This window comes from Salinispirillum sp. LH 10-3-1 (assembly GCF_030643825.1).
GTDB lineage: Bacteria > Pseudomonadota > Gammaproteobacteria > Pseudomonadales > Natronospirillaceae > Salinispirillum.
This window is the reverse complement of record NZ_CP101717.1, coordinates 1,091,248-1,117,461: the sequence shown is the minus strand read 5'-3', so window position 1 is coordinate 1,117,461 and position 26,214 is coordinate 1,091,248. Positions and strand designations below refer to the sequence as shown.

Annotated in this window: 24 protein-coding genes; 16 read left to right on the top strand and 8 right to left on the bottom strand. The window is 55.3% G+C overall.

Annotated features, from left to right (window positions below):
- Positions 1 to 47 precede the first annotated feature (47 nt).
- The 6 genes from NFC81_RS04990 to NFC81_RS04965 all read left to right on the top strand — a co-directional run bounded on the left by NFC81_RS04990 (position 48) and on the right by NFC81_RS04965 (position 6,875).
- Positions 48 to 1,070, top strand: a complete 1,023-nt coding sequence (locus tag NFC81_RS04990) for a putative 2-aminoethylphosphonate ABC transporter substrate-binding protein (protein ID WP_370529892.1) — start codon at positions 48 to 50, stop codon at positions 1,068 to 1,070.
- Between the two features lie 78 nt (positions 1,071 to 1,148).
- On the top strand, positions 1,149 to 2,195 hold the full coding sequence (locus NFC81_RS04985) for a putative 2-aminoethylphosphonate ABC transporter ATP-binding protein (RefSeq protein WP_304996433.1): 1,047 nt from the start codon (positions 1,149 to 1,151) through the stop codon (positions 2,193 to 2,195).
- A gap of 13 nt (positions 2,196 to 2,208) precedes the next feature.
- Positions 2,209 to 3,930: a putative 2-aminoethylphosphonate ABC transporter permease subunit gene (locus NFC81_RS04980; protein ID WP_304996432.1), complete on the top strand. Its 1,722-nt coding sequence runs from the start codon at positions 2,209 to 2,211 to the stop codon at positions 3,928 to 3,930.
- 62 nt (positions 3,931 to 3,992) lie between these two features.
- Entirely contained in the window at positions 3,993 to 5,123 is a 1,131-nt protein-coding gene (locus NFC81_RS04975) for a 2-aminoethylphosphonate--pyruvate transaminase (protein ID WP_304996431.1), read from the top strand.
- A 19-nt stretch (positions 5,124 to 5,142) separates the two neighbouring features.
- Positions 5,143 to 5,970: a phosphonoacetaldehyde hydrolase gene (phnX, locus tag NFC81_RS04970; RefSeq protein ID WP_304996430.1), complete on the top strand. Its 828-nt coding sequence runs from the start codon at positions 5,143 to 5,145 to the stop codon at positions 5,968 to 5,970.
- A 26-nt stretch (positions 5,971 to 5,996) separates the two neighbouring features.
- Positions 5,997 to 6,875 carry a multidrug DMT transporter permease gene (locus tag NFC81_RS04965; RefSeq protein WP_304996429.1) on the top strand — a complete coding sequence of 293 codons (879 nt, stop codon included), beginning with the start codon at positions 5,997 to 5,999 and terminating at the stop codon, positions 6,873 to 6,875.
- On the opposite strand, the gene NFC81_RS04960 is transcribed toward NFC81_RS04965, so the two are convergent.
- The 4 genes from NFC81_RS04960 to NFC81_RS04945 all read right to left on the bottom strand — a co-directional run bounded on the left by NFC81_RS04960 (position 6,872) and on the right by NFC81_RS04945 (position 9,991).
- The gene (locus NFC81_RS04960; RefSeq protein WP_304996428.1) at positions 6,872 to 7,522 is read right to left on the bottom strand and encodes a rhomboid family intramembrane serine protease; all 651 of its coding nucleotides are present in this window, start codon (positions 7,520 to 7,522) and stop codon (positions 6,872 to 6,874) included. The two genes, NFC81_RS04965 and NFC81_RS04960, sit on opposite strands and share 4 nt — an antisense overlap.
- Positions 7,523 to 7,576: 54 nt before the next feature.
- Positions 7,577 to 8,026, bottom strand: a complete 450-nt coding sequence (gene trxC, locus NFC81_RS04955) for a thioredoxin TrxC (RefSeq protein WP_304996427.1) — start codon at positions 8,024 to 8,026, stop codon at positions 7,577 to 7,579.
- Between the two features lie 57 nt (positions 8,027 to 8,083).
- Positions 8,084 to 9,118: a histone deacetylase family protein gene (locus NFC81_RS04950; RefSeq protein ID WP_370529891.1), complete on the bottom strand. Its 1,035-nt coding sequence runs from the start codon at positions 9,116 to 9,118 to the stop codon at positions 8,084 to 8,086.
- Between the two features lie 75 nt (positions 9,119 to 9,193).
- The gene (locus NFC81_RS04945; protein ID WP_304996426.1) at positions 9,194 to 9,991 is read right to left on the bottom strand and encodes an MBL fold metallo-hydrolase; all 798 of its coding nucleotides are present in this window, start codon (positions 9,989 to 9,991) and stop codon (positions 9,194 to 9,196) included.
- A gap of 221 nt (positions 9,992 to 10,212) precedes the next feature.
- On the opposite strand from NFC81_RS04945, the gene NFC81_RS04940 reads away from it, so the two are divergent.
- From NFC81_RS04940 to NFC81_RS04930, 3 genes are all read left to right on the top strand, one after another.
- Entirely contained in the window at positions 10,213 to 11,598 is a 1,386-nt protein-coding gene (locus NFC81_RS04940) for an MATE family efflux transporter (RefSeq protein WP_304996425.1), read from the top strand.
- A 661-nt stretch (positions 11,599 to 12,259) separates the two neighbouring features.
- Entirely contained in the window at positions 12,260 to 12,760 is a 501-nt protein-coding gene (locus NFC81_RS04935) for a DUF4468 domain-containing protein (protein WP_304996424.1), read from the top strand.
- Positions 12,761 to 13,682: 922 nt separating this feature from the next.
- Positions 13,683 to 14,276, top strand: a complete 594-nt coding sequence (locus NFC81_RS04930; protein ID WP_304996423.1) for a hypothetical protein — start codon at positions 13,683 to 13,685, stop codon at positions 14,274 to 14,276.
- Positions 14,277 to 14,608: 332 nt separating this feature from the next.
- On the opposite strand, the gene NFC81_RS04925 is transcribed toward NFC81_RS04930, so the two are convergent.
- From NFC81_RS04925 to NFC81_RS04910, 4 genes are read right to left on the bottom strand one after another with little or no spacing between them, the layout of a single operon-like run.
- Positions 14,609 to 15,709: an ABC transporter permease gene (locus tag NFC81_RS04925; RefSeq protein ID WP_304996422.1), complete on the bottom strand. Its 1,101-nt coding sequence runs from the start codon at positions 15,707 to 15,709 to the stop codon at positions 14,609 to 14,611.
- Between the two features lies 1 nt (position 15,710).
- Positions 15,711 to 16,868: an ABC transporter permease gene (locus NFC81_RS04920; RefSeq protein ID WP_304996421.1), complete on the bottom strand. Its 1,158-nt coding sequence runs from the start codon at positions 16,866 to 16,868 to the stop codon at positions 15,711 to 15,713.
- Positions 16,868 to 17,824, bottom strand: a complete 957-nt coding sequence (locus tag NFC81_RS04915) for a biotin/lipoyl-binding protein (protein ID WP_304996420.1) — start codon at positions 17,822 to 17,824, stop codon at positions 16,868 to 16,870. The genes NFC81_RS04920 and NFC81_RS04915 overlap by 1 nt, the downstream gene beginning before the upstream one ends.
- 3 nt (positions 17,825 to 17,827) lie before the next feature.
- A complete protein-coding gene (locus NFC81_RS04910; protein ID WP_304996419.1) occupies positions 17,828 to 19,171 on the bottom strand; it encodes a TolC family protein in 1,344 nt (447 codons plus the stop codon).
- 138 nt (positions 19,172 to 19,309) lie between these two features.
- On the opposite strand from NFC81_RS04910, the gene NFC81_RS04905 reads away from it, so the two are divergent.
- The 7 genes from NFC81_RS04905 (at position 19,310) to NFC81_RS04875 (ending at position 26,196) form a co-directional block, all read left to right on the top strand.
- The gene (locus NFC81_RS04905; RefSeq protein WP_304996418.1) at positions 19,310 to 20,203 is read left to right on the top strand and encodes a LysR family transcriptional regulator; all 894 of its coding nucleotides are present in this window, start codon (positions 19,310 to 19,312) and stop codon (positions 20,201 to 20,203) included.
- A gap of 216 nt (positions 20,204 to 20,419) precedes the next feature.
- Positions 20,420 to 23,209, top strand: a complete 2,790-nt coding sequence (locus NFC81_RS04900; RefSeq protein WP_304996417.1) for a monovalent cation/H+ antiporter subunit A — start codon at positions 20,420 to 20,422, stop codon at positions 23,207 to 23,209.
- A gap of 1 nt (position 23,210) precedes the next feature.
- Positions 23,211 to 23,549 carry a Na+/H+ antiporter subunit C gene (locus NFC81_RS04895; RefSeq protein ID WP_304996416.1) on the top strand — a complete coding sequence of 113 codons (339 nt, stop codon included), beginning with the start codon at positions 23,211 to 23,213 and terminating at the stop codon, positions 23,547 to 23,549.
- Entirely contained in the window at positions 23,546 to 25,063 is a 1,518-nt protein-coding gene (locus NFC81_RS04890; protein ID WP_304996415.1) for a monovalent cation/H+ antiporter subunit D, read from the top strand. The genes NFC81_RS04895 and NFC81_RS04890 overlap by 4 nt, the downstream gene beginning before the upstream one ends.
- A gap of 1 nt (position 25,064) precedes the next feature.
- Positions 25,065 to 25,577, top strand: coding sequence for a Na+/H+ antiporter subunit E (locus NFC81_RS04885; protein ID WP_304996414.1), 513 nt, complete (start codon positions 25,065 to 25,067; stop codon positions 25,575 to 25,577).
- Positions 25,577 to 25,846 (top strand): K+/H+ antiporter subunit F, encoded by a 270-nt coding sequence (locus NFC81_RS04880; protein ID WP_304996413.1) that lies wholly within the window; start codon positions 25,577 to 25,579, stop codon positions 25,844 to 25,846. The genes NFC81_RS04885 and NFC81_RS04880 overlap by 1 nt, the downstream gene beginning before the upstream one ends.
- 11 nt (positions 25,847 to 25,857) lie before the next feature.
- The gene (locus NFC81_RS04875; protein ID WP_304996412.1) at positions 25,858 to 26,196 is read left to right on the top strand and encodes a Na+/H+ antiporter subunit G; all 339 of its coding nucleotides are present in this window, start codon (positions 25,858 to 25,860) and stop codon (positions 26,194 to 26,196) included.
- The last annotated feature ends 18 nt before the right edge of the window (positions 26,197 to 26,214 follow it).

Here is a 26,214-nt window from a genome sequence, read left to right as displayed (position 1 = left end):
GTCGAGACCACTGACCCATTTGCTTATACCTCAATTAGGAGATGAACATGCTTTCACTACGCTCACTTTCTCAACTGGCTGTAGCAGCACTCGCCTCAACCTCGCTACTGGCTTCTGCCGCCGAGTTAACGGTTTACACCGCAATCGAGTCTGACGACTTGGCAAAATACGCGGCTCGCTTCAATGAAGCGCACCCGGACATCAAGATCAACTGGGTACGTGATTCGACCGGCGTCATTACTGCCCGTCTGTTGGCCGAAAAGAACAACCCGCGCGCTGATGTTATCTGGGGCTTGGCGGGCACCAGCCTGATGCTGCTGCTGCAGGAAGAAGGTATGTTGCACCCCTATTCACCCGCCAACATCGAACAGCTCTCTCCCGCGTTCCGTGACAACAGCAACCCAGCTCATTGGGTAGGCATGGACGCCTGGATGGCCGCCATTTGCTTCAATACCATCGAAGCTGCACGCCACAATCTACCTCAGCCAACATCATGGCAGGATCTCACCAACCCAGTGTATCGCGGCCACATTGTCATGCCGAACCCCGCCTCCTCGGGCACCGGGTATTTGGATGTATCGTCATGGCTGCAGATCTTTGGTGAAGAAGGCGGTTGGGAGTACATGGATGGCCTGCACGCCAATATGAAGAATTACACCCATTCCGGCTCACGCCCTTGCGTTGACGCAGCGACGGGTGAAACCGCTATTGGTATCTCGTTTGCTTTCCGTGGCGCACGCGAAAAACAGCGTGGCGCGCCCATTGAGTTGGTTTTCCCCACCGAAGGTACAGGTTGGGACATGGAGGCCACGGCCATCGTCAAGGGAACCAAAAATCTGGACGCCGCACAAACTCTGGTTGACTGGTCGATCAGTCGAGCGGCGATGGAAATGTACAACGAAGGCTATGCCATCGTTGCCATGCCCGGCGTTGCTCAGCCCGTCCAGTACTTCCCTGCGAATGCAGAAGAGCTGCTGATCGACAATGACTTTGTCTTTGCAGCCACTCAGCGTGAACGCATTCTGCGTGAATGGGAACGCCGTTACGACGGTAAGTCCGACGCACGCTAACGACCATCGCCAGCACGGAGCTCGGCTGCAGTCAGCGCGAGCTCTTTTTTACGTTCAACCTAGAATGGAGCAAGGGCAATGTTACAAGGCAGCCAATTGCAATTAACGGGTATCAATAAACATTTCGGCCAAGCGCACGTATTACGTGACATCAACCTAGACATCGCTCCTGGAGAGCTGGTTTGTTTTCTAGGGCCGTCAGGCTGTGGCAAAACCACGCTACTGCGCATCATTGCCGGGTTGGAAGAGCAAGACAATGGCACCTTGATTCAAGGCAGTAAAGACATCAGTCGCCTGCCGGTGCAGCAACGTGACTTCGGCATTGTTTTCCAGTCTTACGCCTTGTTCCCCAACATGACGGTAGCAGCCAACATCGCCTTTGGCCTGCGCTGCCAAAAGCACAGCCGAGCCGATATTCGAGCTCGCGTAACCGAACTGCTCGCCTTGATCCGACTGGAAGAACATAAAAACAAATACCCAGCCCAATTATCAGGTGGCCAACAGCAACGTGTCGCACTGGCGCGTGCCCTCGCACCTTCACCGGGCCTATTGTTGTTGGATGAACCCCTGTCGGCGCTGGATGCTCGTGTGCGCGTTCATCTCCGCCAGGAAATACGTAGCTTGCAGCAACGCTTGGGCGTCACCACCATCATGGTGACCCACGATCAGGAAGAAGCATTGGCGATGGCCGATCGCATCGTGGTGATGAACGAAGGGGTCATTGAGCAAGTCGGTACTCCTCTGGATATATACACTCGACCCGCGACGCCCTTTGTTGCCGATTTTATCGGCAGCATGAACTTCTTAGACAACGCGGCCGAATGGCCCGACTTGAATCTCAAAGCCAGCATGTCGGCAGAGGCTACAGAGCCATCCGGTGTTACCTTGGCTATTCGCCCGGAGAATGTGACCCTAACACGGGATCACAATAGCCCCCTGCAAGGTCAGGTCACGGCCGTCGAATTTATGGGCTCTTATCTGCGCTGCACAGTGGCGCTGTCGTCTAGTACCCAACCCTTACGTGCGGACATTGACATACAGTCAGCCCTGCAATTGGCCTTGAAGCCGGGCGATCGAGTGGGCGTTACCCTGCATCAGAATCACCTGCATTGCTTTGCCGCATAAATCGAGGTTATTGATGTCTATTCTGTCCAACGCTCCAACTGATCAGTTCTCAGCGCTTAGCCCGGTTAAACGGGTGCTTTGGCGTGAGAAAACGGCGCTTACTGCCCTGCTAGGACTGGGCTTCATTGGCCTCGCCGTCGCCCTGCTGGGGCCGCTTTACGCTTTGCTGAGCCGCAGCGTGCAAAACCGACAAGGCGAATACGTCGGTCTTGATAATTTTATCGCCTATGCGGCATCGGGTGGCATCTCGCAAGCAGCGATGAATTCGCTGTTTATCGCGGCAACCAGCACGGTGATCGTGATCGTTCTGGCATTCATGGCCGCCTATGCACTGACGCGCACGGGGCTCCCTGGCAAAGGTGTATTTCGGTTAATTTTAACGGTGCCCATTCTTGCCCCGTCGTTATTGCCAGCGATCAGTTTGATCTATCTGTTCGGTAATCAAGGCGTGCTACGCTTTTTGTTGGGTGACCAAAGCATTTACGGCCCCATCGGCATCATCCTGGGCTCAGTTTTTTGGACCCTACCCCACGCCATGATGATTCTACTGACCGCTCTGTCGAACGCTGACGGACGCCAGTACGAGGCAGCTAACGCGCTGAAATCGTCGGCGTGGCGTACCTTTTGGACGGTTACAGTGCCTTCCGCTCGATACGGTTTGGTGAGTGCTACCTTTGTGGTCTTTACTCTGGTCATTACCGATTTTGGTGTGCCCAAGGTGATCGGCGGCCAATTCAATGTTTTGGCCACCGACATCTACCGTCAGGTGATCGGCCAGCAGCGCTTTGAGATGGGTGCCGTAGTGGGTGTTATTCTGTTGTTTCCTGCTTTACTGGCCTTTGGCGCCGACCTATGGGTGCGCCGCCAACAACGCTCGGCCATCACCGCTCGGTCGGTGCCGTTTCAACCACCGCGCAGCGTGCCACGCAATCTTTTTGGTTTACTCTGCTTGTCGCCCAGTGCGGTCTTCATTCTGACCATTGTCGGCATGGCGGTTTACGCTTCGCTGGTGACGTACTGGCCGTACAATCTCACGCTCACCTTTAACAATTACAATTTCACACGCTTTGACGCCAATGGCTGGCAGCCTTACCGCAACTCCTTAAAAATGGCTTCCTTAGCCATGGTCTTTGGTACTGCCGCCATCTTCTTCAACGCCTGGCTGGTTGAACGTACTCAACCGCCAGCGTGGCTGGCTGGCTTATATCAATGCGTTGCGCTGCTGCCCATGGCCGTTCCGGGTTTAGTGCTCGGCATCGCTTACATCTTCTTTTTCAATCACCCAGACAATCCGCTGAATGCGCTCTATGGCGGCATGACCATTTTGGTGCTCTGTTCCATCGTGCATTTTTATTCGGTAGCCCACCTCACCGGTATTACGGCACTCAAACAACTGGATCAAGAGTTTGAAGCCGTAGGCGACTCGTTGAAGTCCAGCCGCTTGAACCTCTTTGGCCGCCTCACCCTGCCGATGTCACTGCCGACCATATTAGATATCGCGCTGTACCTGTTCGTGAATGCCATGACCACCGTATCCGCCGTGGTGTTTCTCTACGGTCCCAATACACGTTTAGCGTCTGTCGTAGTGATGCATTTAGAGGAGGCCGGTGGTACAGCACCGGCCGCAGCCATGGCCGTTGTCATTATGCTGACCTGTGGAGCAGCCAAAATTGTACACAGCCTGTTGAGCGCCGTATTGCGCCGCACAACCAGTCATTGGTCACAACGCCACTGACCAGCCGTCACGCTACTGGGGGTGTACTACGCCCCCATCCAACATCAGGAAGAGAAAGTCACATGCACACCGAACCACTCTTATTGACTCCAGGGCCTTTGACCACCAGTGCGCAGACCAAGCGCGCCATGTTGCGAGACTGGGGCTCGTGGGACGTCGACTTCAACCAGCTTACGGCTGACATCGGCGCCTATTTGCTGGCCTGTGCCAACGCGACTGAAACCCATGTTTGTGTGCCCATGCAAGGCAGTGGCACCTTTGCGGTAGAGGCCACTTTGGGGACATTGATTGCGCCAACCAGTAAAACCCTTGTGCTCAGCAATGGCGCCTATGGCCAACGCATGGAAACCATACTGCAGTACTTACAACGGCCAACCGTGGTGTTGCCGAGCGATGGGGTTCAACTGCCCAGCTCGGCCGACATTGAACATTGTCTGCGCACGCACCCCGACATCGCTCAGGTCGCAGTAGTGCATTGTGAAACCAGCAGCGGCATGCTGAACCCCCTAGAGGAGATTGCTGCTCTGGCTGCTCGATATCAAAAGCATTTGATCATCGACAGCATGAGCGCTTTCGGGGCAGTCCCTATCGACGCGCAAAAACTGCCCTTTGCGGCCTTAGTTTCTTCCGCCAACAAATGTTTTGAAGGTGTTCCCGGGTTTGGCTTTGTGCTGGTGGAGCGCCAACTGCTGTCGGCCAGTGCGGGACAAAGTCACTCTTTGGCAATGGATTTATACGATCAGTGGCAGTACATGCAGCGCACCGGGCAGTGGCGTTTTACCCCACCCACTCATGTGGTTGCGGCTTTCCACACCGCCCTGGAACAACACCGGGCCGAGGGTGGAGTGCCGGCGCGCCACGCCCGCTACGCGCGCAATCGCGACCGTTTAGTAGAGGGCCTGCGCCAACAAGGGTTTGCAACGCTACTGAGCGATGCGTGGTTGTCACCCATCATCACCACCTTTCTGTCGCCAACGGACCCTCGTTTTACCTTTAGCCAGTTTTACGCACTGATTAAAGCCCAAGGTTTTTTGATTTATCCAGGGAAACTGACCACCCAAGAGACCTTCCGCATCGGCCACATTGGGCAGTTGCACGACGCCGACATTGACCGCCTTCTCACGGTCGTCGCCAGTGCGCTGGACACCATGGGTATCACCCAAGTAACTCAAAACACGCCGATATCAGCCTAACCCACGAGGAGAGCATACGATGTATCAATATAGCCGCCGCTACAGTGGCCCGTTAGAGGCTGTCATTCTGGACCTCGCAGGCACGTGCGTGGATTTTGGCTCACGCGCCCCGATTTTGGCCTTTCAGAAGTTATTTGCAGATCTGGATATCGAACTGTCCGAAACACAGGCACGTGGCCCAATGGGCACAGAAAAACGCGAACACATTGCACAGCTGCTCGCCCTACCTGAAATTGCCCAGCAGTGGCAGGCACGGTTTGGGCACTGGCCGAGCGACACGGACATATCGCGCCTGTATGAGACCTTTGTTCCTGTGCAGCTGAAAACCATTCAAGACCGCACAGAGTTAATCAATGGCGCGCTCGCCCTACAAGACTATTGTGTGGCCGCCAACATCGCCCTAGCGGCCAATACCGGCTACAGCCGCGCCATGGCCGAAGCGGTGCTGCCCAGCATTCACACCCAAGGGCTGCACTTTAGCTCTGTGGTGTGTGCCACCGAAGTACCTCGTGGACGCCCATGGCCACACATGAGTCTACAGAACGCCTTAGAACTAGGGGTCAGCACCTTACAAGCCTGCGTGAAGGTAGACGACACTGGCACAGGCATAGAAGAAGGGCTCAATGCTGGCATGTGGACGGTGGCGGTTGCCACAAGTGGTAATGCCGTTGGACTCGACCTCGATGACTGGCAGCAATTAAGTCGGGCAGAACAAGGGGTGCTGCGCCGTCGAGCCTACCAGACGCTGGCAACCAGTGGCGCGCATTACGTGATCGACAGCATTGCTGATTTACCCGCCACCTTGACGCTCATTCAGCATCGCCTCACGCAAGGAGAAAAGCCCTGACACTGCCCGCTCTGGCCCTCGTTCTCTTGTCGGCATTGGCCCATGCCGCATGGAACTTTTCCGGCAAGAAAGGGGGCGCTACGATCGGTAGCTTCTGGCTCGCGACAGGCTGGTCAGCCATTCTATGTTCGCCACTCATCGTCTACGGCTGGCCCTTGTTGCAATTGATGCCTCTGCAACTGGCACTGTTACTGCTGCTCAGTGGCGCCTTTCAAGCAATTTATCTTTGCGGCCTTACGCTGGCTTATCAACGCGGTGAACTGTCACTGCTCTATCCGTTGATTCGCTCATCACCGTTACTGCTGTTGCTGTTGAGTGGCTTGCTGTTTGGCGCCATGGAACGCGTCAGCCAACAAGCAGTAGTGGGCATTGTTATGATCGTAGGGGGTTGCCTGTTCCTGCCCATGCGCCACTTTCGCGATGTACGATTGAGTCACTACACTACCCCAGCCACCTACTTTGCCTTACTGGCAGCGGCGGCCACCGCAGGCTATTCATTGGTCGACGACCACGCAACACGGCTTATGCGTCAGGTTGCCAACCACCAATGGCACGACGCCGAGATAGCATTGGTATATGTGGTGTTGCAGGCGTGGGCTGCGTGGCTTTGGATGACGTTGCTACTTTTTTCTGTACCAAGATGGCGTCCAAACGGCTGGCGCGGCCTCAGCACCCAACATGGCATGGCTATGCTCACGGGCCTGTTGATACTGCTCACCTACGCATTGGTGGTTTGGGCCATGGCCTACGCCCGCGATGTCAGTTATGTGGTCGCCTTCCGGCAGGTCAGCATTCTGCTTGGTGTGGCCATGGGTGCTATTTGGCTCAAGGAGTCACTCAGTGGCCCTCGACTGTTGGGCGTCGCTATATTGTTCACTGGGCTGGTGTTGGTGACGTTGGGTTAACGCTCACCAGACTGGTCAGCTTGATGCCGCAATATCTGGCGGCGAATGATGGGTATCCAAATCACCCCCAGAATCGCCCCGCTGACCAAGCCACCAATGTGCGCCGCATTATCGATCATGCTCATGGTGAAACCCAGAACCAGGTTAATACCGATAAACACCAAGGTGCCGCGCAAGAAAGCCTGACGCACCTCTGAGCGAAACAAGTTACTGAACAACAGCGCCAAAAAGAAACCGTACAGGCCAAAAATCGCCCCGGATGCCCCCACGCTCACAGCGCCGTAGTTGAACACCACACTGGTCAGGCTGGCCACGATGCCCGTTACCAAATAAATCAACAACAGTTGCGCCTTACCCAGTAACGGCTCCAACATCAAGCCTACATTCGCCAGCACTAGGGCGTTAAATACCAGATGCAGTAAACCACCGTGCATAAACACACTAGTCACCAGTCGCCACCATTGCCCATCCGTGGTTAAGGGCGCGAAATTCCCACCGTAGATAGCCAACGGCTGCGCCGGGAACCACATCACCTCACGCGTCAGCAGCACAAACAGCAAGAAGATGGCCGTATTGATGTAGATGATGACAGGCGTCAGAAAATACCCCGGCCGCGGGGTGAGCAGTTGAACGATGGGTGATGACATAGACTATCCTGGAGAGATGGAGTTGTAGGGCGGGTGTTTACACCCGCGTTTCGATTACACCGCCGCACTGACCTTGGGCAAATTCTGCTGCAACCACTGACTGAACTGCGGTGCGGGCATCGCGCCAGCAACGCGTGCCACCTCGACCCCACGGTGCAGAATCAGAAGCGTCGGAATGCTACGAATACCATAGCGTGCGGCAACGTCCTGCACCTGATCAGTTTCCGCTTTAACGAAGAAAGCCTTACCTTCCCACAACTGTGCCGCCTGACTGAACACTGGCGCCATAGCCTGACAAGGCCCACACCAGCTGGCCCAAAAGTCCACCACCACCGGCAAGTCCTGCTTCAGATACTTCGGCCAGTCTGCAGATTTCGCGACCACCGGTGCAGCGGACAGCAAGGGTTGCTTACAGGCCCCACACACCGGCGATTGATTCATGCGCTCCGCCGGAACTCGGTTCAAGCGTGCGCAATGCGCACAGGTCACATTAATTTGCGCCATGACGAAACTCCAAAAGATTATTAGCTTTTGGTTATGTAGGGGCGTTAATGACTATTTTCAAGACGCTCGTTCGAAGCCTTGCAAAACATTGACGGCGTTTATGCCAATCTCCTCCACCGCATACCCCCCTTCCATAACAAACAACGTCGGCAGGCCTAATTCCGCAATCATCTCACCCATGGTCAGATAGTCGTCGCTGCGCAACTTGAATTGCGATATTGGGTCGTCAGCAAAGGTATCCACACCCAGAGACACTACCAGCGCCTCGGCGCCGTATCCGGCAGCCACGCGCAGCGCATCCTGCAAGGCCCGCGACCACGATGCCCAGTCGCTGCCGACCGGTAACGGGTAGTTATGATTATAGCCTAAGCCAGCCCCTTCACCGCGCTCATCGGCATACCCGGTATAGCACGGGTATTCGGTTTGTGGGTCGCCATGAATCGACAGAAAAAGCACATCTGGGCGCTGATAAAAGATGTCTTGCGTGCCGTTGCCATGGTGATAGTCCACGTCCAACAGCGCAACTTTGCGCATGCCACCGTCCAGGAACGCCTCCGCAGCAATAGCGGCATTATTGAGATAACAATAGCCACCCATGTAATCGATGCCGGCGTGATGCCCCGGTGGGCGACACAATGCGAAGGCCGCTCGCTCTCCACTCGCCACCGCACGCTGTGCCGTTAACGCCACTTGCGAACCGGCGTAGATCGCCTGCCAACTGGTGGCCGTCAGCGGTGCGCCAGCATCAAAACTGTAAAAACCCAGCTTACCGTCGATGTCTTTGGGGCAACGCGCTTGCACCCGACGCGGCGGCCAGGCCAATGGCAGCATGTCATTGCTGCGCCCCAACGCCGACCACTCTGCCCATGCGCCCTGCAAGAAGTCCACGTAATCAGCACTGTGCACCCGTTTGATCGGCTCAACGCCCACGGCTTCCGGCGGCAATACCGGGCCAAGTTCAACCGAACGCACGCGCGCCAACACCATATCGGCACGCGAAGGCTTTTCAAAAACCGGCACAAGCTGCCCGTCGTTCAGTTCAGCGTTGGCGTGATGCAAACGATGATCGTCGGAATAAAATGTTTTCATCATGTGGTTCTCAGTTTAGGAGTATACGGGGCCGGATGTAGGGCGGGTGTTTACACCCGCGTTTCGGTTCCCACACACTCAAATCATATCCGTTGGCATACGGTAGGCGTCCTGCGTCATCAAATCAATGCCACAATCGACCGACTCCACCCAATCCAGAAACTGATTCACCATCGCCGTGCCCTCAAAACGCTTGCCGTGCTGCGGCACAATCATCGCCACGTCCATTTTCCGCACCATGTTTGCCCACAACTGACACACCTTACGCGACGCAATGTAACGCCGATGGAAACCCAGCATTGCGGCCTTATGTGCATGGAAATCCCTCACCGGCCCATGCTCATCGTCATCCCCCATGGACGCACCGAGGTCACCTGAAAACAGGATGCGCGATACCGGGTCAAAAAACTGCAGATTCCCCACCGAATGCATAAAGTGCGCAGGCAAGCAGGCGATGTAGCTGTTGCCGAACGGCACGCGCGCGCCACGGTCTGGAATGGCGATGATGCGGTCGAACAGACTGCCGCCCATGCGCGTGCTGTAGTCCGACGCTAAATGTGGCAAAAACCGCGACCACAGGCGCGACGTCACCACTTTCGCGTTGGTGTGCATCACCCAGCGGTCAACCGAACCGATGATGTCTGGGTCTTGGTGCGAGGCAAAAATATAGTCCATGTCCTGCACATTCATATAACGCGATGCCGCCAACGACAGCGGCGTGTAGGTCAGATCACCACCCGGATCAATCAAGGCTTCATGTTGTCCGTCGATCAACAAAAACTGGTTAGACTGCACGCCCTCGCCCACCACCAGCGAATCAAACATCAGACACTTATGCTGCCCATTATCAAACAATACGATAGGTTCCGCTGCCATTCGGCACACTCCATGAACGAAAAATGAGGCCGGAGCATAACGAGAAGCAGTCCACCGATTATTGAGGTGGGTCAATCCAGCGGTCACATCGTCGCACTACTGCACTGTCCGGCCCGCTCAAAGCGGTCTTTTCATTACCTTTGTCACGGTTCAAAGGTCACCCGCTGTGCTATTGTCCGCTCCCTAATTATTGTCCGATTTTTGAGCCGACGTTTAACATCATGACCGAAATGACCCGCACCAATCACTCCCTCACCAGCTCCGTACTGCCGACGTTCTATCGCCTATGGATACCGTCGATGCTTGGCTTGCTGGCCTTGTCGACCGCCAACATCGTAGATGGCTTATTCATCGGTAATTACGTCGGTGCTCATGCATTGGCGGCGGTCAACCTCATCATTCCGTTTTTCGGCATCCTGTTCGGGCTGACCTTCATGCTCGCCATGGGCGGTTCCGTGCGCGCAGGCAAGTACATTGGGGAAAAAAACTACACCGCCGCCAGCAACATCTTCTCAAAAACCCTGATCGCCGTAATTGCACTGGCCGTCGTGGTCACCACGCTGGGCTTAGTGTTTGAAACCACCTTATTGCGTGCCCTAGGCGGCACCGACGAAGTACTGCCCTTGATGCAAATTTACTACCGCATCACCATGGGGTTTGTCTGGGCGCAACTCTTAACCGTCACGCTTTATTTCTTCGTCCGCCTCGACGGTTACCCCGGCCTGGCAGCATTAGCGCTGACCATTGGCTCAGCAGTGAACATCGGCTTGGACTATCTGTTCATCGCACGTTTTGGCTGGGGTATTGCTGGTGCGGCTTGGGCCACCGGCATTTCTCAGTCGCTCCCGTTTCTGGTGCTGTGTAGCTACTTTTTACTGCGCAATCGCCACCTGCGTTTTCGTTTACGTCAAACCAACTGGCGCGAACTCTTTCAGTCTGCCTTTAACGGCCTGTCTGAATTCGTGAATGAGATTTCCGGCTCAATCATTGTATTGATACTCAACTGGCTGTTTGTGCTGCGTTATGGCGTAGAAGGCGTTGCGGCGTTTACCGTACTGAACTACCTGCTGATGATCGGCATGATGATGGTGTTTTCCATTGGTGACGCGGGCGGCGTGTTCGTCAGCCAGAACTTCGGAGCCCGCCAACTGCAACGTATTCGGCGGTTTTTGTTGGTGAGCGCCACCAATGCCCTGCTGATTGCGGCCATTTTTGTCGGCCTACTAGTAGGTTTTACCGAACAACTGGTCACCGTGTTTCTGCATGAGGACGAATCCAGCGTTATCGCCCTAGCCATAGAACTCGTCAGTTGGGTCTGGCCGGTGTTCTTGGTCAACGGACTGACCATGATCGTCACCTCATACCTCACCGCACTGCACCTGCCAGTACCGTCAGCGATCATCGCTCTGAGCCGCGGCCTAATACTGCCCGCAGTGCTGTTGTTGGTGATGTTCAACGCCTTCCCAACACTGCCGTTTATAGTCGCCATCCCGATGGCTGAGTGGCTAACGTTTGGCTTGGCGTTGTTTTTCTTGTGGCGCTTTTTCCCCAGGCCGCAGCTGTTCGAACGGATTGGTAGCACGAACATTGAGCAACCCGCCCTTTAGGGCGGGTGTTTACACCCGCCGGCATTTGCGAGCACCTGCTAACAGACATCATTGTTTTGGTAATAAACACCGCGTGCGAGAGGAGAACAAAGCCGCCGCTCGCAACCATTGGCATGGCGTTGAGACACCCCCACGCATCAGTGCCAGCCGAGCCAGTTCGGTAGCCGAAACACTGCTGAACGGCTAAGCTGGCGCCATCATGACGGATGGCTATGTCGGCTACTACAAAGTGGCTTCTAATGCAAGACATAACTTGCGCATTGCCTTACGTACGCGCGTCGTAAATTCGTGGAGGGCATAAAGAACTGACTGTTCTCCGAAACCGTAAACGATGCGAACTCCAGCGCTACGTCATACTCCATCATAGAAGCGACCAATGGCTTGAAGCCGTATGGCTAACTGAAACAGATCTTTGAAAATCTGCCGTTGGCCAAACGCGAGCCGACATCCACGCGCTGTTGCCATGTAATGTCCTGCCGGTGTCGCGCTGATCAGAAGGTGCCAGTCAATCGCATACAGCAAATCAATCACCTTTTTACAATGCAAACTACCGAATAATGCAAAGATTCAATAAATTGTTGAGGTTTAACTTGTTTTTTGCCAAGATCAGGTCATTCGTAATTACAAAGGACTACATTACCATGCATAAAAAAATAAAAACATGATAAAAGCTGTTGTCAATCTCACTGCGGCATTTGTTTCAATTGGGATACTAACTGCTTGCGCGGGTTTAGTAAGAACCGACCCCGCAGTACTGAGCGCCCCAATTACACATATTTATAGCTTTGAAGACATGGAAAGCTCAGAGATCTACCGTATGTCTCGCCTGTGGGTGTCTGATACTTTTATATCTGCAGATGACGTTATCAATTTCGATGACCCTGAAAGCTTTGCTTTGAGAGGCCGTGCGATTGCTAGGACTCCCGTGCAAGGGGACATGTTCAATCGCCAATTTTTTTACAACTTTTCAATCGATGTTGACGGCAGCAGAGCTAGGCTTCAGTTCAACAACTTTAGAGAGAGCACATACTATTCCGGCTCAGTCAGAGTTGTGGGAATTGATGGCTCGCTACAGAATCAATACGACGCTATCGAAAGACATCTAAATGGTGTGGCGGCGAGTTACGAAAACTACATTCGAACACCTGAAGAAGCTTGGTGATTTTTTCCTGGAAAAATTAATACCGCCTGATATCAAATGGGCGGTCCTGACCAACCAAAACCAAATCAAATCATGCATCTGCTGAGGTTGAGGTTGAGGTTGAGGTTGAGGTTGAGGTTGAGGTTGAGGTTGAGGTTGAGGTTGAGGTGATTTTATATCAGCATGATTATTTTATATACGTTATCATTTACTTAAGGCCAGTAATCAACCAACAATCAGAAACAGGTCTTTCAGCATTCTGCAGTGATAACTAAATTAACTAAAATGGCTCTTATGAATAAAATAACATTCTTTCTTACTATGTATTTCTTTCTCTTGTTAGGCTGCACTCCCCCTGCGCCTAGTCAGCCCTATATCATTGGACAGATGACGGCATCTAATATTTGTTCCACATCAATCGTTATTATTAAAAGGCGTGTAGGGCAGCATATTCGCCATGGAGGTGCAGACTGCTTAGTCGAAAAGACTAGTAGCAGAGATGTTAAGGTGCAGTACGCATATACCATACCGCCAAGTGCTAGCTGGAATGGAAGGGAGCATGTGTTCAGATACACCGCATTAGGCACTGTTGTCGGGAGCACACTAACACTAAGTGAAATTAATATTCATGGTAACACAAATGGCTTTATACCCATGAGAGAGTTGTAGACTCGCTTAAGCCGGGCTATTTGACCGCTTGGCGATTTCGACCCTGCCCACTGATCAGCTAATGATATCAAGCAAGAGATCGTTCTTTTTTTGATAGTCCGCGGCCTTTGGCTGATCATTTTTGATAATAGTAAATTAGCTTTAATTCAACCACAACAAGGATTACCTTGAATCTTTTAACCTCCTACGCGTTCCTTACAAAAATTAATTTTCTTAAGCACTTAATAATAGATCAAACACAAAAGAATAATATCTATTTTGATATGGAAAAACAATGACTAAAACAGCTATTCAACTGCTAATTTTGGCAGCCTTAATTATAACTCCCCTCACTACATTTTCTGAAGAACAAGATGATAACATTGCCTTTTCAATTGGGGCTCTTTATGGCCCTAATACTAGGGGAGGTGATGCTGCCGCTGGTATAGAAGCTGGAATGTTCATGCAGCGCGTCTTTTTAGGGTTTTCAATGTTCTCGATAAGTAGTGGGAATGGCGTTGAACCCCCATCAGGAATGTTTAATTACCCTACACCCCATAATTCTTACGTTCATCATAGTACTGTTATACAGGATGAGTTTGGCATGGGGATAAGCTTAGGAATAAAGCCAGTAAATAAATTTAATGTTTACTTGCATGGTTCTTTTGTTACAGCTGAAGGCAACAGTTATGATGTCAAAAAATCCACTGCTACTAACTCATATTATAGGCACGATAGCGGCAGCAAACGAGATATTGACACTTCTGTAGGCTTTGGCGCAAGTTACTACAAGTACGGAACACCTCTAGCATTGTCTATTCAACATGATAGGATTAGAGGAACTGTAGGAACCATAGCGTGGGCTTGGAGCTTTTATGGCATTTTTTGAGCGCGATTTAAATCGGTTCTCCTGTTAAGCTGGTGATACGCCCTTGGCTGGCTCAGACTCGCAGTGGAATTATTTGGAGCAGTCGTAAACGTATCCCATCCACTCCTGCTCCCCAAACACAAAGCACCACGCCAATACAAGCCTCTGCCTGTATTGTGGAAAGCAAACCTGAGCGACGTGCCACATGGAGCACCCTCCTCGGAAACTCGCCCGCCGGTGTGTACCGCAAAATCCAATAGGTTTCGGGCGGATGAGACAGTTCAATCCGCTGCGGTTATGCACGGTACACGAGTTTTCGCTCTAGCGAAAACGTTAGAGCGCCTGATTGAAACTCATGCTGTGCTCTTAGCATCTCCCCTTCCTTGCCACCCCAACACCAGCAACGACAGCGCCAGAATGGTGGCCAACACCCCCATCGATGTGCGCACCTCCGCCAAGCCACCACCGATGGCATTTAAGGTCATAAAGCCATCAATGCCGGCCGTACTCGGCACTGCCCAACGCAGAGCTTGCAGTACGGGTGGCAGGTTTTCCACCGGAATGGGGTAGCCAGAGAAAAAGAAGAAAGGAATTGCGCTGGCTAAAAGCCACTGCATGCCCTGTTCACGGGTGCGGAAACAACGGGCTAAAGCGAGGCCGCTGGCCGCGCAGCTGGCCGCAAACAACACGCCAAACAGGCAGAGAGACAACCACTGCGCTTGTTGCGGGTATCCCTGGTAGCGCATCACAAAGCCGAACGAGAATGCGGTGGTTAACACGGCCACCCCAGTGCCCACCAGCCAAAGGCCATACCGGCCACGACGCTGGTGCCACAATGACTGACTCTGCTGGCGCTGCCAACCCGCGAACAAGGCCAAGCCCATCCACAGGCTTTGCTGTATCAACATCACCAATACGCCGGGCACGACGTAGCTGCCATAACCTTCGCTCGGGTTGTACATGGGAATCGCCTGCATAACGACGGGCGGTGCGCTCGCCATACTGCTGTGCCCGTCCGGCGCTCGCTTTACAGCTGCACCATAGGCTGCGGCTACGTCGTTCAGGTCGCGCATAATACGGCTGCTGGTCAGCACCATGGTGCCTTGGGTTGCCACGCCAACATTCGCTGTCTCGCCGCGTTGCAGCGCGGTGGCAAAGCCACTGGGTAGTGTGACCCACGCCATGGCATCGCCCTCGGCCACCGCCCGCACGGCGCTCGGCGTATCGGCCACAATGGTGACCACCGAAAGGCTCGGAGTGGCGTTCAACCACCGGGTAAACTGCCGACTTTCGGTGCTGTGGTCTTGGTCTACCACTACCACAGGCAGCTGCAGCAGTTGTTCTTGCTGATACGGCAATGGATAGAAAAAAGCGTACAGTAGGGGCGCTGCCAGCAACACCAGCAAGGCTCCTTTATCGGCGACCAGTGCACGCCAATCGATAAGTCGACTCATGTTATCGTCCTCCCCAACGGGCTGGGTTAAAGCCACGCGCCCAAAATAGCCCCATACCCAGCAACAGCGTACTGACAGCAAATGCCACCAGCACCTGCTGCACCGGCCACAGCATCAGCGCAGGGTCGATGGCGCTGGCTTGGAACACCCGCAACCAATGCGTGAGCGGCAAAGCCTCGGCCCACCACTGTGCTAACGGCGGCATGGCTACCAGAGGAAACGCGTGCCCGGCGAACGCGAACGCGGGGGCGGCGTAGAAGCCGGTGATACTGAGCGCCATACGAAAGTTCAGGGTTACTGCGACGACCAGCACACCGGCACCTACCGAGGCCCAAGCCAGCAATACAGTGGCCAGTACCAAGGCGGGTGTACTGCTGACAACGGCCAGCGAGTAACGGTGCGTGAGCCACAAGGCCGCGAGAAACCACAGGCTGTACAGCACACCATAGGCGATCACCTTGGCCAGCACGGCCGTTGCGTTGGAACCTGCGGCGGACGCCAACTCTGCCGCTGACCCGTCGCGCAGTTCACGACCGAAGGCGCTGACAACAGACACCATGGCCAATATGGACAACACCGACATAGACAAGGGCAGTTGCAGAAAACGCTGGCTGCTGAGGTCGGCATTGCCCAGTGCGACACCTTGTACCGCAATGGGCTGCGCCTGCCCCCATGCTTGCACCGACGTTAGCCCATGCATTTCGAGGCGTTGCACGTCCGCCATGGCACCCATGCCGATGATCACCGGTTGCAGTGCGCCGGTGATTTGGCTGGCATGGCTGGCCAATTGCGCATTGGTAAGCACCGCCACCGAAGCCCCGGACTGCCGCAAAAGAGCGCGTTCAAAGCCTTCGGGCACTTGCATGATGGCGTAGACATGACGTGCTTCCAACGCCTGTTTGGCGGTCAACATGTCGGGGGCTTGCACGGCAATCTCTACCGTAGGCACGGCCGCCACTAAACGCACCAGTTGGCGCGACAGCCCTGACTGGTCCTGATCCACCACCGCAATCGGCAACCCCACCACAGGCCCGGCGGCAAACACCCATGCCAGAAAAACCAGCATGATGACCGGTAGACCGGTCGACAACCAACGTTCACTCGGGTGCGCTAACCAGTAGTGCCATTCACGCCGCCAAACGGCAAGACACCCCCGCATCAGCGCGGCACCTCTGCCGTCACTGTCATACCCGACAGCAAGGCGGGATGCGGTGTTAACGGGCGGGCCTCTACCTGAAAGGTGCGCAGGTGCATGGCGACATCCCCACCCTGACGCCAAGTGGCGAAATCGGGCAGGGCTTGCAGTCGCCGCACACGAAAGGTCAGGTGCTCGCCCAGCGCTGGCACATAGCCCTGAAATTCATCGCCGGGTTGAAACTGCCCTAGCAGGTCTTCGCGTACCATTAACATCAGCCGCTGGTCGTCCGGGTTTACCAAGGTCACCACCGGGGCACCGGTAGGCACCAGTTCTCCTGGCTGCATGACAACGTTCTCGACACGGGCGCGCACCGGAGCGTATTGGTGGACATCGGTCAGCAGCGCCGACACCTCCGCCAATGCGGCTTCTGCCTGGCGTAATTGCGCCGCACTGGCGCGGCGTTCTTCTACGTGTGCGCCTTCACGGGCGAGCTGGTAGCGTGCTTCGGCGGCGTGCATCTGGTCTTCCGCTGCGCGCCATGCGGCACGGCTCTCATCAAACTGCTGGCGCGCCACCAAGCCTTCGTGGTGCAGGGTTTCGAGGCGGTTGTGCGTGGCACGCAACAGCTCGGCTTGGGTCACTGCACGCTGCCAATCGAGGCGCGCCATAGTAATCTCTTCATCCCGCGCACCATCGTCGGTGCGGGCCAATGCGGCATTGGCGGCATCCCGCGCCGCTTGGGCTTGGTCGCGTCGCGCATGCAGCTCTGGGCTGTCAATCACAAACAGCAGATCCCCGGCCGCCACCCAGTCACCGGTTTCAACCGCCAGCTGGTCGAGACGCCCTGCCACCTTCGCGCCAACGCGCATATCTTGAATTTCAATTTCGCCGTAAACGGTGGCGGTGTCCTGTCGCTCGCTGCAACCGAACACCAACAACGTCGATAGGGCGACGCCCCAATGCAGTAATGATTTCATGGTCTAACGTTCCTCACACAGCGACGTCGACGACGTCATTAACACGCTATCCAGATCGGCCAGCGCTCCCTGAGCCTGCAGCCAGTCCGCCAAGGCATTTAAGTGCTGATGTTGTAATTGCGCTTTTTCCAAACGGCCCACTGCGACCTGCAACCACGCATCGGTCACATCCAAACTGGTGGCTTGGCCTGCGGCAAAGGCGGCTTCCTGCAGGCGGGCGTTTTCTTCGGTCAATGCCAGATCACTGGTTAGCCAGTGCAAGGCTTCAATACTGTGTTCAAAGCGCCCCTGCCCTACTGCACGGGCGAGCATTAAGTCCTGCTGGGTTTGGGCCTGCAAGGCACGGGTTTGTGACGCTTGCGCTTCGGCCGCTTGCGCTAAAGCCCGACGATTTACGCCACTGCTGAGTTGCCACTGCATGCCCACACCGACCGCCCAATCCGGGTCGTTCAAGGCCGCCATCGAGCGGTTCAACTCCGCCACGCCAAAGGCGAACACCTCGGGTTTACGGGCGCTGCGTTCCACCGTTACCTGTGCCACAGCCTGGCGCTCGGCGGCGAGTAGCGCTTGCATGGCGGGGTGTGCGCGATCGCCGGGATCGGACAAGTCCGACACCTTTACCACCTGCAGGGGCGTGGTGAGGCAACTCAGCTCCGTGGTGCCGAGTAACGACATCAAGGCCGATTCGGCATCAAACCGCTGCTGTTGCGCCGCCCGCCACTGGCGCATGGATTGGTCGTGTGCCACATGGGCTTGCATGGCCTGCAAGCGACTCACCATGCCTTCTTGTTCAAAGCGTTCGGCGCGATGCCGGTGTCCCGCTAAAACGTTCTGCGTTTCCCAGCGAATGCGTTCGAGCTCGCGTGCCAACTGCACATCGAAGTAGCGATCGATCACCCGTCGTTCGACTTGCTCCATCGCCAGCGCATGTTCAGCCTCTGCCTGCGTTACCCGCGCCGCCGCTTGCTGTTGGGTCGCACTGATGCGCCCGCCGGTGTAAACAGGCAACTGCACGGCCAACTGGCTGCGCACTCCCTGCTGAGCGATGACTTCATCCACCGCCAGCTGTGTCATGCCGGGCAACAACGCCGCGCCCTGATACTGCACGTCTATGGTTTTTTCATACGCCAGCCCGGTCGCCGACCAAGTGACCCGCGGAGCACGCAACCACTGAGTGGCTGAAGCCCGCTCCTGCCATGCCTGCAGTTCATAAACGTTGGCCTGCAGCGCGCCCGACGCGCTCTGTGCACGCTGTTGTGCTTGCCCCAGAGACAATGGCTCGGCGCCCAATAAAAGCGGCCAACTCAGCAAACATATTCCAACGGTCGCACTTATACGTCGTGCCATGCTGTCCTCCATTTTGGGTTGAGGTGTGGTAGGACTGTCAGCGTATAGGACATTACTGTCTCGAAAAATATGACATTCTTTTGTATTTATCCCATTTATCGGGATAATTGACACAACCGTCCGCTGAGGAACTGCGCCATGAGCGAACTCCGTCAACTTAAAGCCTTTATCGCCGTGGCAGACCATGGCAGCTTTCACGCTGCGGCCGATGCCTCTGGCAGCTCCGCGACGGCAGTGAGCCGCGCTGTAAAAGACCTTGAGCACGAGCTCGGTGCGCGCCTGTTTAACCGCAACACGCGGCGCGTGGCACTCACGCCCGCCGGTGAGCGCTACGCCTTACGTTGCCGCAAAATACTGCTGGATCTGGCTGATGCGCGGGCGGAAATTAAAGCCGAAGCACGTGAGCTGGGGGGCACGTTGCGGATTGCTGCACCGGTTTCATTTGGGCTGTATCAATTGGAGCCGTTGCTCATTCAGTTTGCGCAGCAGCACCCCCAATTAGAGATTGATCTGCAATTACACGAAGCACGGCTTGATTTGATCGGCAGCGGATTTGACGTGATCATCATCGGCGCCCAAGACGACTACAACGCTGCCATTCCGGCGCGCAAGCTATGCACCTCGAAAGTAGTGCTGTGTGCGGCACCGAGTTATCTCGCTCAACACGGCGCGCCTTCCCACCCGGAAGACCGTCACCGTTTAGACCTTATTGATATTGATCACGCCATTTCACGTGCACCCTGGAAAATACATGGGCCTGATGGTTGGATGGACGTTGCGCCCTTGAGACGGGCGCGCTACAGCACGAACCACGCCGAAATTGCGTTGAGAATGGCCAAGAATGGTCTCGGCATTGCTCCGCTGCCGGATTTCATGGTTCAAGACGCCATTGCGCAAGGCGAGTTGGTCAGGGTGCTCAATGAGTGGACGCTGCAAAGCCTAGTATATTATGCGGCACTGCCCGCGCAGCATTTATTGGAACCCAAGGTAACGGCGCTGCTCGATCACCTCAGCGTGGCCTTTTGCCCTTAGCCGAATTCGGCTGAGGCAAGTTAACAGTACCCGCTTGGTGTTGGTCGCGCCGTCAATTGCAAAATTGCGACAAAAAGTCTTCCTTCTTATATATAGCTAAACTTTTTTCTGCGAAGGGGAAGCATACGCCCAGGAATGTGTCTATAATCCGCGCCCATTACGTCCCGTCACCGATGTGATGAGGTTCATCTGCAACGCATTAGGGAATCTGGTTCGATGACTCTGGCGCTGATCATTCTTTTACCCTTCTTTGGGGTGGCGCTGCCCGCCATCTTCATTCGCTATGGCCGCAACGCGTCGGCGTGGGCTGCGGCGGTGGCTCCAGCTCTTGCATTGGTCTTGTTATTGTCGCAAGCGCCGTCGGTATTTCGTGGGCGCGTGCAGGTCATCTTTCTTGAGTGGATTCCCTCGCTGGGCTTAAACCTGACGTTCCGATTGGACGGTCTGTCGTTTATGTTCGCGTTGTTGATTCTCGCCATCGGTCTGCTGGTGATTTTGTACGGCCGTTATTACTTGTCTGAGAAAGATCCGATGGGCCGGTTCTTTGGCCTGTTGCTGATGTTCATGGGCGCCATGCTGGGTGTGGTAACGGCGAATAATTTGCTGTTGCTGGTGTTGTTCTGGGAACTGACCAGCTTGAGTTCGTTCCTGCTGATCGGTTTTTGGGGCCACCGCTCGGATGCACGACGCGGTGCGCGTATGGCCTTAACCGTCACCGGCGGTGGCGGTTTGGCGCTGTTGGCTGGGGTGATTATTTTAGGGCACATTGTCGGGTCGTTTGATTTAACCGATGTATTGGCTTCGGGCGGTATTATTCGGGCCCATGCGCTGTACCCTGTCGCGCTGACGCTGATTCTGCTGGGTGTGTTCACCAAGTCTGCTCAATTTCCGTTCCACTTCTGGTTACCACATGCCATGTCGGCTCCCACGCCGGTGTCGGCTTATCTGCACTCGGCCACCATGGTAAAGGCCGGTGTGTTCTTGTTGGCGCGTTTGTATCCGGCGCTGTCGGGTACCGATATGTGGTTCATCATGCTGTCTCTGGTGGGCCTGTCGACCATGACACTGGGCGCCGTGGTGGCGCTGTTCAAGCATGACCTCAAAGGCTTGCTGGCTTACTCCACCATCAGCCACTTGGGTTTGATTACGCTGTTGTTCGGTTTGGACACGCAGTTGGCCGTGGTCGCCGCGCTGTTTCATTTGCTGAACCACGCAACCTTTAAGGCATCGCTGTTTATGGCGGCCGGTATTGTGGACCACGAAACCGGCACGCGGGATATCCGCTTGCTCTCGGGGTTGCGCCACTACATGCCGTACACGGCGGCACTCGGGCTGATCGCTGTGGCCGCCATGGCCGGTGTGCCCTTGATGAACGGCTTCCTGAGCACAGAGATGTTCTTAGGTGAAGCGGTCAAACAGAGCGTACTGGGCGGTTGGAGCTGGCTGATTCCGGTGGTCGCGGTGTTCGCCAAAATTTTCTCGGTTGCCTATTCGGTGCGCTTTATTTACAGCGTGTTCTTTGGCCCGAAAGCCGAAAACCTGCCCAAGAAACCGCACGAAGCTCCGTTTTTTATGCGCGCTCCGGTGATGTTTTTGGTGCTGCTGTGCTTGGCGGTGGGCATCTTCCCGGTGTTCTTTATTGGTAGCATGTTGAACGCAGCCGCGATAGCCGCTACGGATGCGTCGCTGCCGTATTATTCACTGGACCTGTGGCACGGCATCAACCTGCCATTGATCATGTCAATTACCGCCATGGTGTTGGGTGTGGCGGTGTACTTCGCCCGGCATCAGCTATATACGTGGTGGGACAAATTGCCGCCCCTGAGCGCACCCGCGGTGTTCGAATACATTTTGCATAATTGGGTGATCGTACCGTCGCGTTACATCACCAAGTTGCTCGAAAGTGGTCATCCGCAAAGTTACATCGCCATTTTGTTTGCCTTCACCATTCTCTTGGCGGGGGTGGCTCTGTGGCCACTGGCATCCTGGCAAGGCAGCCTGTCGTTGAGCCCGGTGGACTTCCCGTCTTTAGCCATCGGTCTGGTGATGATCGTCACGGCGCTGTCGGCGGCGATTTGGCACCACCAACGTTTGGCTGCGCTGTTGTTTCTCAGCGTGGTGGGCTTGGGGGTCGCACTGGTGTTCGCACGCTTCTCGGCACCGGATCTGGTGTTAACGCAACTGTCGGTTGAAGTGGTGAGCATCATTCTGCTGATGCTGATTCTGTTCCTGCTGCCCGCTAAAAGCCCGATGGACTCTTCCTACCGTCGCCTGTGGCGCGACGGTGCCATTGCCACATCCGGGGCGCTGATCATCGGCGTACTGACCTTTGCGGTGCTGACGCGCCCGGCTGACAGCATTGCCGACTATTACCTGCTGCAAAGTATTCCCGGAGGCGGCGGCTCAAACGTAGTGAACGTGATTCTGGTCGACTTCCGTGGCTTTGACACCTTCGGTGAAATCACCGTTCTGGCGATAGCCGCCATCGGTATTTTCGGTTTGCTGGATGGCATGAAGCTGTTCAACCCGCAGCAAGCACCGGCGCGTCAATTTGCGGTCGACAAGCACCCCATGCTGCTGCAAATTCTGAACATGCCCTTGTTGCCGCTGGCCTTAATGGTGTCGGTGTACATTTTCTTGCGCGGCCACAACCTGCCCGGCGGCGGCTTCATTGCCGGTTTGATCACCGCCATTGCGTTGATTCTGCAGTACCTGACCAACGGCCAGCAGTGGACAAGCGAGCGCTTAACCGGCAACTACCACCCCATTGTGGCTACCGGGGTATTGATTGCGGCCATTACCGCCATGGGCAGCTGGGTGTTCGGTATGCCACTGCTGACCTCGTGGCATGATCATTTCCACATTCCTTTGATTGGTGACATTGAGCTGGCCTCGGCCATGCTGTTCGACTTGGGTGTGTACTTGGCCGTCATTGGTGCCACGCTGCTCATCCTGGCCAACTTAGGCAAACTCAAACCCCTGCACAGCGCGAAGACGGAGGCCTGACATGGAAATTTTATACGCAGTGGTCGTGGCCGTGCTGGCCGGTAGCGGCATTTATCTGATGTTGCGCGCACGTACCTTTCCGGTGGTGATGGGTTTGATGATGTTCTCCTACGCGGTGAACCTGTTTCTCGTGGCGATGGGCCGCTTGCGCACGGGCGCGCCCGCCATTGTGATGGAGGGTGCGGTGTACACCGACCCCATTCCACAAGCCTTGGTGTTAACGGCCATTGTGATTGGCTTCGCGATGACGTCGTTCATTACAGTATTGGCACTGCGCGCGCGCGGTGAAATGGGTAACGACCACGTCGACGGGCAAGAAGATCAGGAGCCAGGGCGATGATGCAACACTGGATTACCCTGCCGATTCTTTGGCCGTTGCTGACGGGTGTGCTGCTGATTTTTATGGCCCGGGCCGGACGCGACGCCAAGCGCGCGGTCAGTTTGGTGTCAGCCTTGGTATCGCTCCCCATCATGATCCTGTTGGTTCAACAGGCTATGACCGATCAGATACAGGTGTACGCGCTGGGCAATTGGGTACCACCCTTTGGCATTGTGCTGGTGCTGGACCGGTTGACGGCTCTCTTGCTGTTGATGACGTCGATTCTGGCCATTATGGCATTGCTGTACGGCATCCGTGGCGACGACAAGCCGGGACGCAACTTTCACCCGCTGTTTCACTTTCAGTTGGTGGGTATTTACGGGGCTTTCTTAACCGGCGACCTGTTCAACCTGTTCGTGTTCTTTGAGATTCTGCTGATTTCTTCTTACGGCTTGCTGATGCACGGCGCTGGCCCGGCACGTACGCGGGCTACCTTGCATTACGTGATTTTGAACCTCACCGGTTCGGCGTTGTTCTTGATTGGCGTCGGTACGCTGTACGGCATGCTGGGCACGCTGAACATGGCGGACTTGGCGGTGCAAATGCGGAACATTCCCGTCGAAGACGCGCCCATTGTGCAGGCGGCAGGCTTGATTCTGTTGGTGGTGTTCGGCTTAAAAGCGGCCATGCTGCCGCTGTATTTCTGGCTACCCAATGCCTACAGCTCGGCCAGTCCATCGGTGGCGTCTCTGTTTGCCATCATGACCAAGGTAGGCGTGTACGCCGTATTGCGTGTGCATGGGCTGCTGTACGGCCCTGAGGCCGGTGTGGTGGCGGGCAGTATCATGGCGTGGGTTTGGCCGATTGCGGCGCTGACCATTGTGTTTGGCGCCTTCGGTGTCATCGGGGCGCGCACCCTGAAACGTGCGGTGTCCTATCTGGTGATTGTGTCGGTCGGTACGCTGTTGATCGTCGCGGCGACGGAAGACCAACAAACGCTGGTCGGCGGCATCTATTACCTGATTCATTCGACCTTTATTACGGCGGCGCTGTTTCTGATTGCTGACATCATCAGCGAGCAGCGCGGCGCGACGCAAGACTATCTGGCTCCGGCCCAACCGCTGGCGCAACCGCGTTTGCTGGCGGTGATCTTTTTCTTTTCCGCCGCCAGTGTTGCCGGCTTACCGCCTTTGTCGGGCTTTATCGGTAAGGCGCTCATCCTGACCGGTTCTGCCGGTGCCAGCTTTGCCGTGGTCATGTGGTTTGTGATGCTGGGCGCGGGTCTGGTGGGTTTGATCAGTATGTCACGCGCGGGCAGTACGATTTTTTGGCGGGTCAGCGAAAGCACCGCTATAGGGCGCAAGGCTGACCGAATGAAATTGGCGGTGGCCTTGATGTTGCTGGCACTGAGCCCCTTGCTGACCATCTTCGCGGAGCCGGTCATTCAATACGCGCAAGCAACGGCAACTCAGCTGCTCAACACAACAGGTTACATTGAAGCTGTGTTGGGCCCCTCGGCGTTAGGAGTGCAATAGTATGTCGACAGAACACAAAGCAGATTCTGCACCTCGGCAGTGGTTGCCTCACCCCATGGTGAGTATGGTGTTGGTGGCCGTGTGGATGATTTTGGCCGAGACGCCTTCTTTGGGTAACCTGATTCTGGCCTTGCTGCTGGCGTGGTTTTTACCCTGGTTAACGCAACGTTTTTGGTCATTCCCGGTGCGTATTCGCGGCTGGGTTCCCTTGGTACGCTACGCTTTTCTGGTGCTGTGGGACATCACCATGTCCAACTTGATCATGGCACGTTTGGCCCTGGGCCCGCTGCGCAACCTGCGCCCGGCTTTTTTCGTGGTGCCACTCGACCTGACCAACCCCATCGCCATCACCGTGTTGGCCAACACCATAACGCTGACACCGGGCACGGTGAGCGCCGATCTATCGCCCGAGCGTGACCGCATTCTGGTACATGGTTTGTTCATTCCTGATGTTGATAAGGCCATCGCTGATATCAAGGCGCGCTACGAAGCCCCGCTGAAGGAGATATTCTGATGCTGCAGTATGTCGTTCCACTGACTCTGGTTATTTATAGTCTGTCAGCGTTGCTGACGCTGTATCGCATGGTTAAGGGCCCGGACCTACCCGACCGGATTCTGACGCTGGATACACTCTATGTGAATGCCATTGCGTTGATCATTGTGTTTGGCGTGTGGCTGAACAGCACAATGTTTTTTGAAGCCGCATTGTTGATTGCGATGATGGGGTTTGTCGGCACCGTGGCGGTATGTAAGTACATACTGCGCGGCAACATCATTGAATAAGGGGTCGACACATGAATTTCTGGTTTGAATTGGTAGTTTCGTTCTTTTTGCTCGGCGGTGCCTTGTTTGCCTTAATCGGTTCCATTGGGCTGGCACGCTTTCCCGACTTCTTTACTCGCGTACATGCCCCGACCACCGGCACAACGTTAGGGGTAGGCGGCACCCTGATTGGCTCGGTGATCTTTTTCACCGTCACCAAGGGCACCTTGAGCATTCATGAATTGCTGATTTCGATGTTTCTGTTCATCACCGCGCCCGTCAGTGGCCATATGATGGCCAAGGCGGCGATTCATCTGAAGGTGAAGCATGTGGAGGGGACGCGCGGCGAACCGTGGGAGAACAAGGAGTAATCCTTGGTTGAATAAGTC

Coding starts and splice junctions, on each gene's coding strand:
- NFC81_RS04880 (WP_304996413.1), top strand. CDS start 25,577: ATGCTGCAGTATGTCGTTCCACTGACTCTGGTTATTTATAGTCTGTCA.
- NFC81_RS04905 (WP_304996418.1), top strand. CDS start 19,310: ATGAGCGAACTCCGTCAACTTAAAGCCTTTATCGCCGTGGCAGACCAT.
- NFC81_RS04960 (WP_304996428.1), bottom strand. CDS start 7,522: ATGTCATCACCCATCGTTCAACTGCTCACCCCGCGGCCGGGGTATTTT.
- NFC81_RS04945 (WP_304996426.1), bottom strand. CDS start 9,991: ATGGCAGCGGAACCTATCGTATTGTTTGATAATGGGCAGCATAAGTGT.
- NFC81_RS04925 (WP_304996422.1), bottom strand. CDS start 15,709: ATGAGTCGACTTATCGATTGGCGTGCACTGGTCGCCGATAAAGGAGCC.
- NFC81_RS04910 (WP_304996419.1), bottom strand. CDS start 19,171: ATGGCACGACGTATAAGTGCGACCGTTGGAATATGTTTGCTGAGTTGG.
- NFC81_RS04875 (WP_304996412.1), top strand. CDS start 25,858: ATGAATTTCTGGTTTGAATTGGTAGTTTCGTTCTTTTTGCTCGGCGGT.
- NFC81_RS04930 (WP_304996423.1), top strand. CDS start 13,683: ATGACTAAAACAGCTATTCAACTGCTAATTTTGGCAGCCTTAATTATA.
- NFC81_RS04895 (WP_304996416.1), top strand. CDS start 23,211: ATGGAAATTTTATACGCAGTGGTCGTGGCCGTGCTGGCCGGTAGCGGC.
- NFC81_RS04890 (WP_304996415.1), top strand. CDS start 23,546: ATGATGCAACACTGGATTACCCTGCCGATTCTTTGGCCGTTGCTGACG.
- phnX (WP_304996430.1), top strand. CDS start 5,143: ATGTATCAATATAGCCGCCGCTACAGTGGCCCGTTAGAGGCTGTCATT.
- NFC81_RS04975 (WP_304996431.1), top strand. CDS start 3,993: ATGCACACCGAACCACTCTTATTGACTCCAGGGCCTTTGACCACCAGT.
- NFC81_RS04980 (WP_304996432.1), top strand. CDS start 2,209: ATGTCTATTCTGTCCAACGCTCCAACTGATCAGTTCTCAGCGCTTAGC.
- NFC81_RS04950 (WP_370529891.1), bottom strand. CDS start 9,118: ATGATGAAAACATTTTATTCCGACGATCATCGTTTGCATCACGCCAAC.
- trxC (WP_304996427.1), bottom strand. CDS start 8,026: ATGGCGCAAATTAATGTGACCTGTGCGCATTGCGCACGCTTGAACCGA.
- NFC81_RS04985 (WP_304996433.1), top strand. CDS start 1,149: ATGTTACAAGGCAGCCAATTGCAATTAACGGGTATCAATAAACATTTC.
- NFC81_RS04900 (WP_304996417.1), top strand. CDS start 20,420: ATGACTCTGGCGCTGATCATTCTTTTACCCTTCTTTGGGGTGGCGCTG.
- NFC81_RS04935 (WP_304996424.1), top strand. CDS start 12,260: ATGATAAAAGCTGTTGTCAATCTCACTGCGGCATTTGTTTCAATTGGG.
- NFC81_RS04990 (WP_370529892.1), top strand. CDS start 48: ATGCTTTCACTACGCTCACTTTCTCAACTGGCTGTAGCAGCACTCGCC.
- NFC81_RS04915 (WP_304996420.1), bottom strand. CDS start 17,824: ATGAAATCATTACTGCATTGGGGCGTCGCCCTATCGACGTTGTTGGTG.
- NFC81_RS04885 (WP_304996414.1), top strand. CDS start 25,065: ATGTCGACAGAACACAAAGCAGATTCTGCACCTCGGCAGTGGTTGCCT.
- NFC81_RS04940 (WP_304996425.1), top strand. CDS start 10,213: ATGACCGAAATGACCCGCACCAATCACTCCCTCACCAGCTCCGTACTG.
- NFC81_RS04920 (WP_304996421.1), bottom strand. CDS start 16,868: ATGCGGGGGTGTCTTGCCGTTTGGCGGCGTGAATGGCACTACTGGTTA.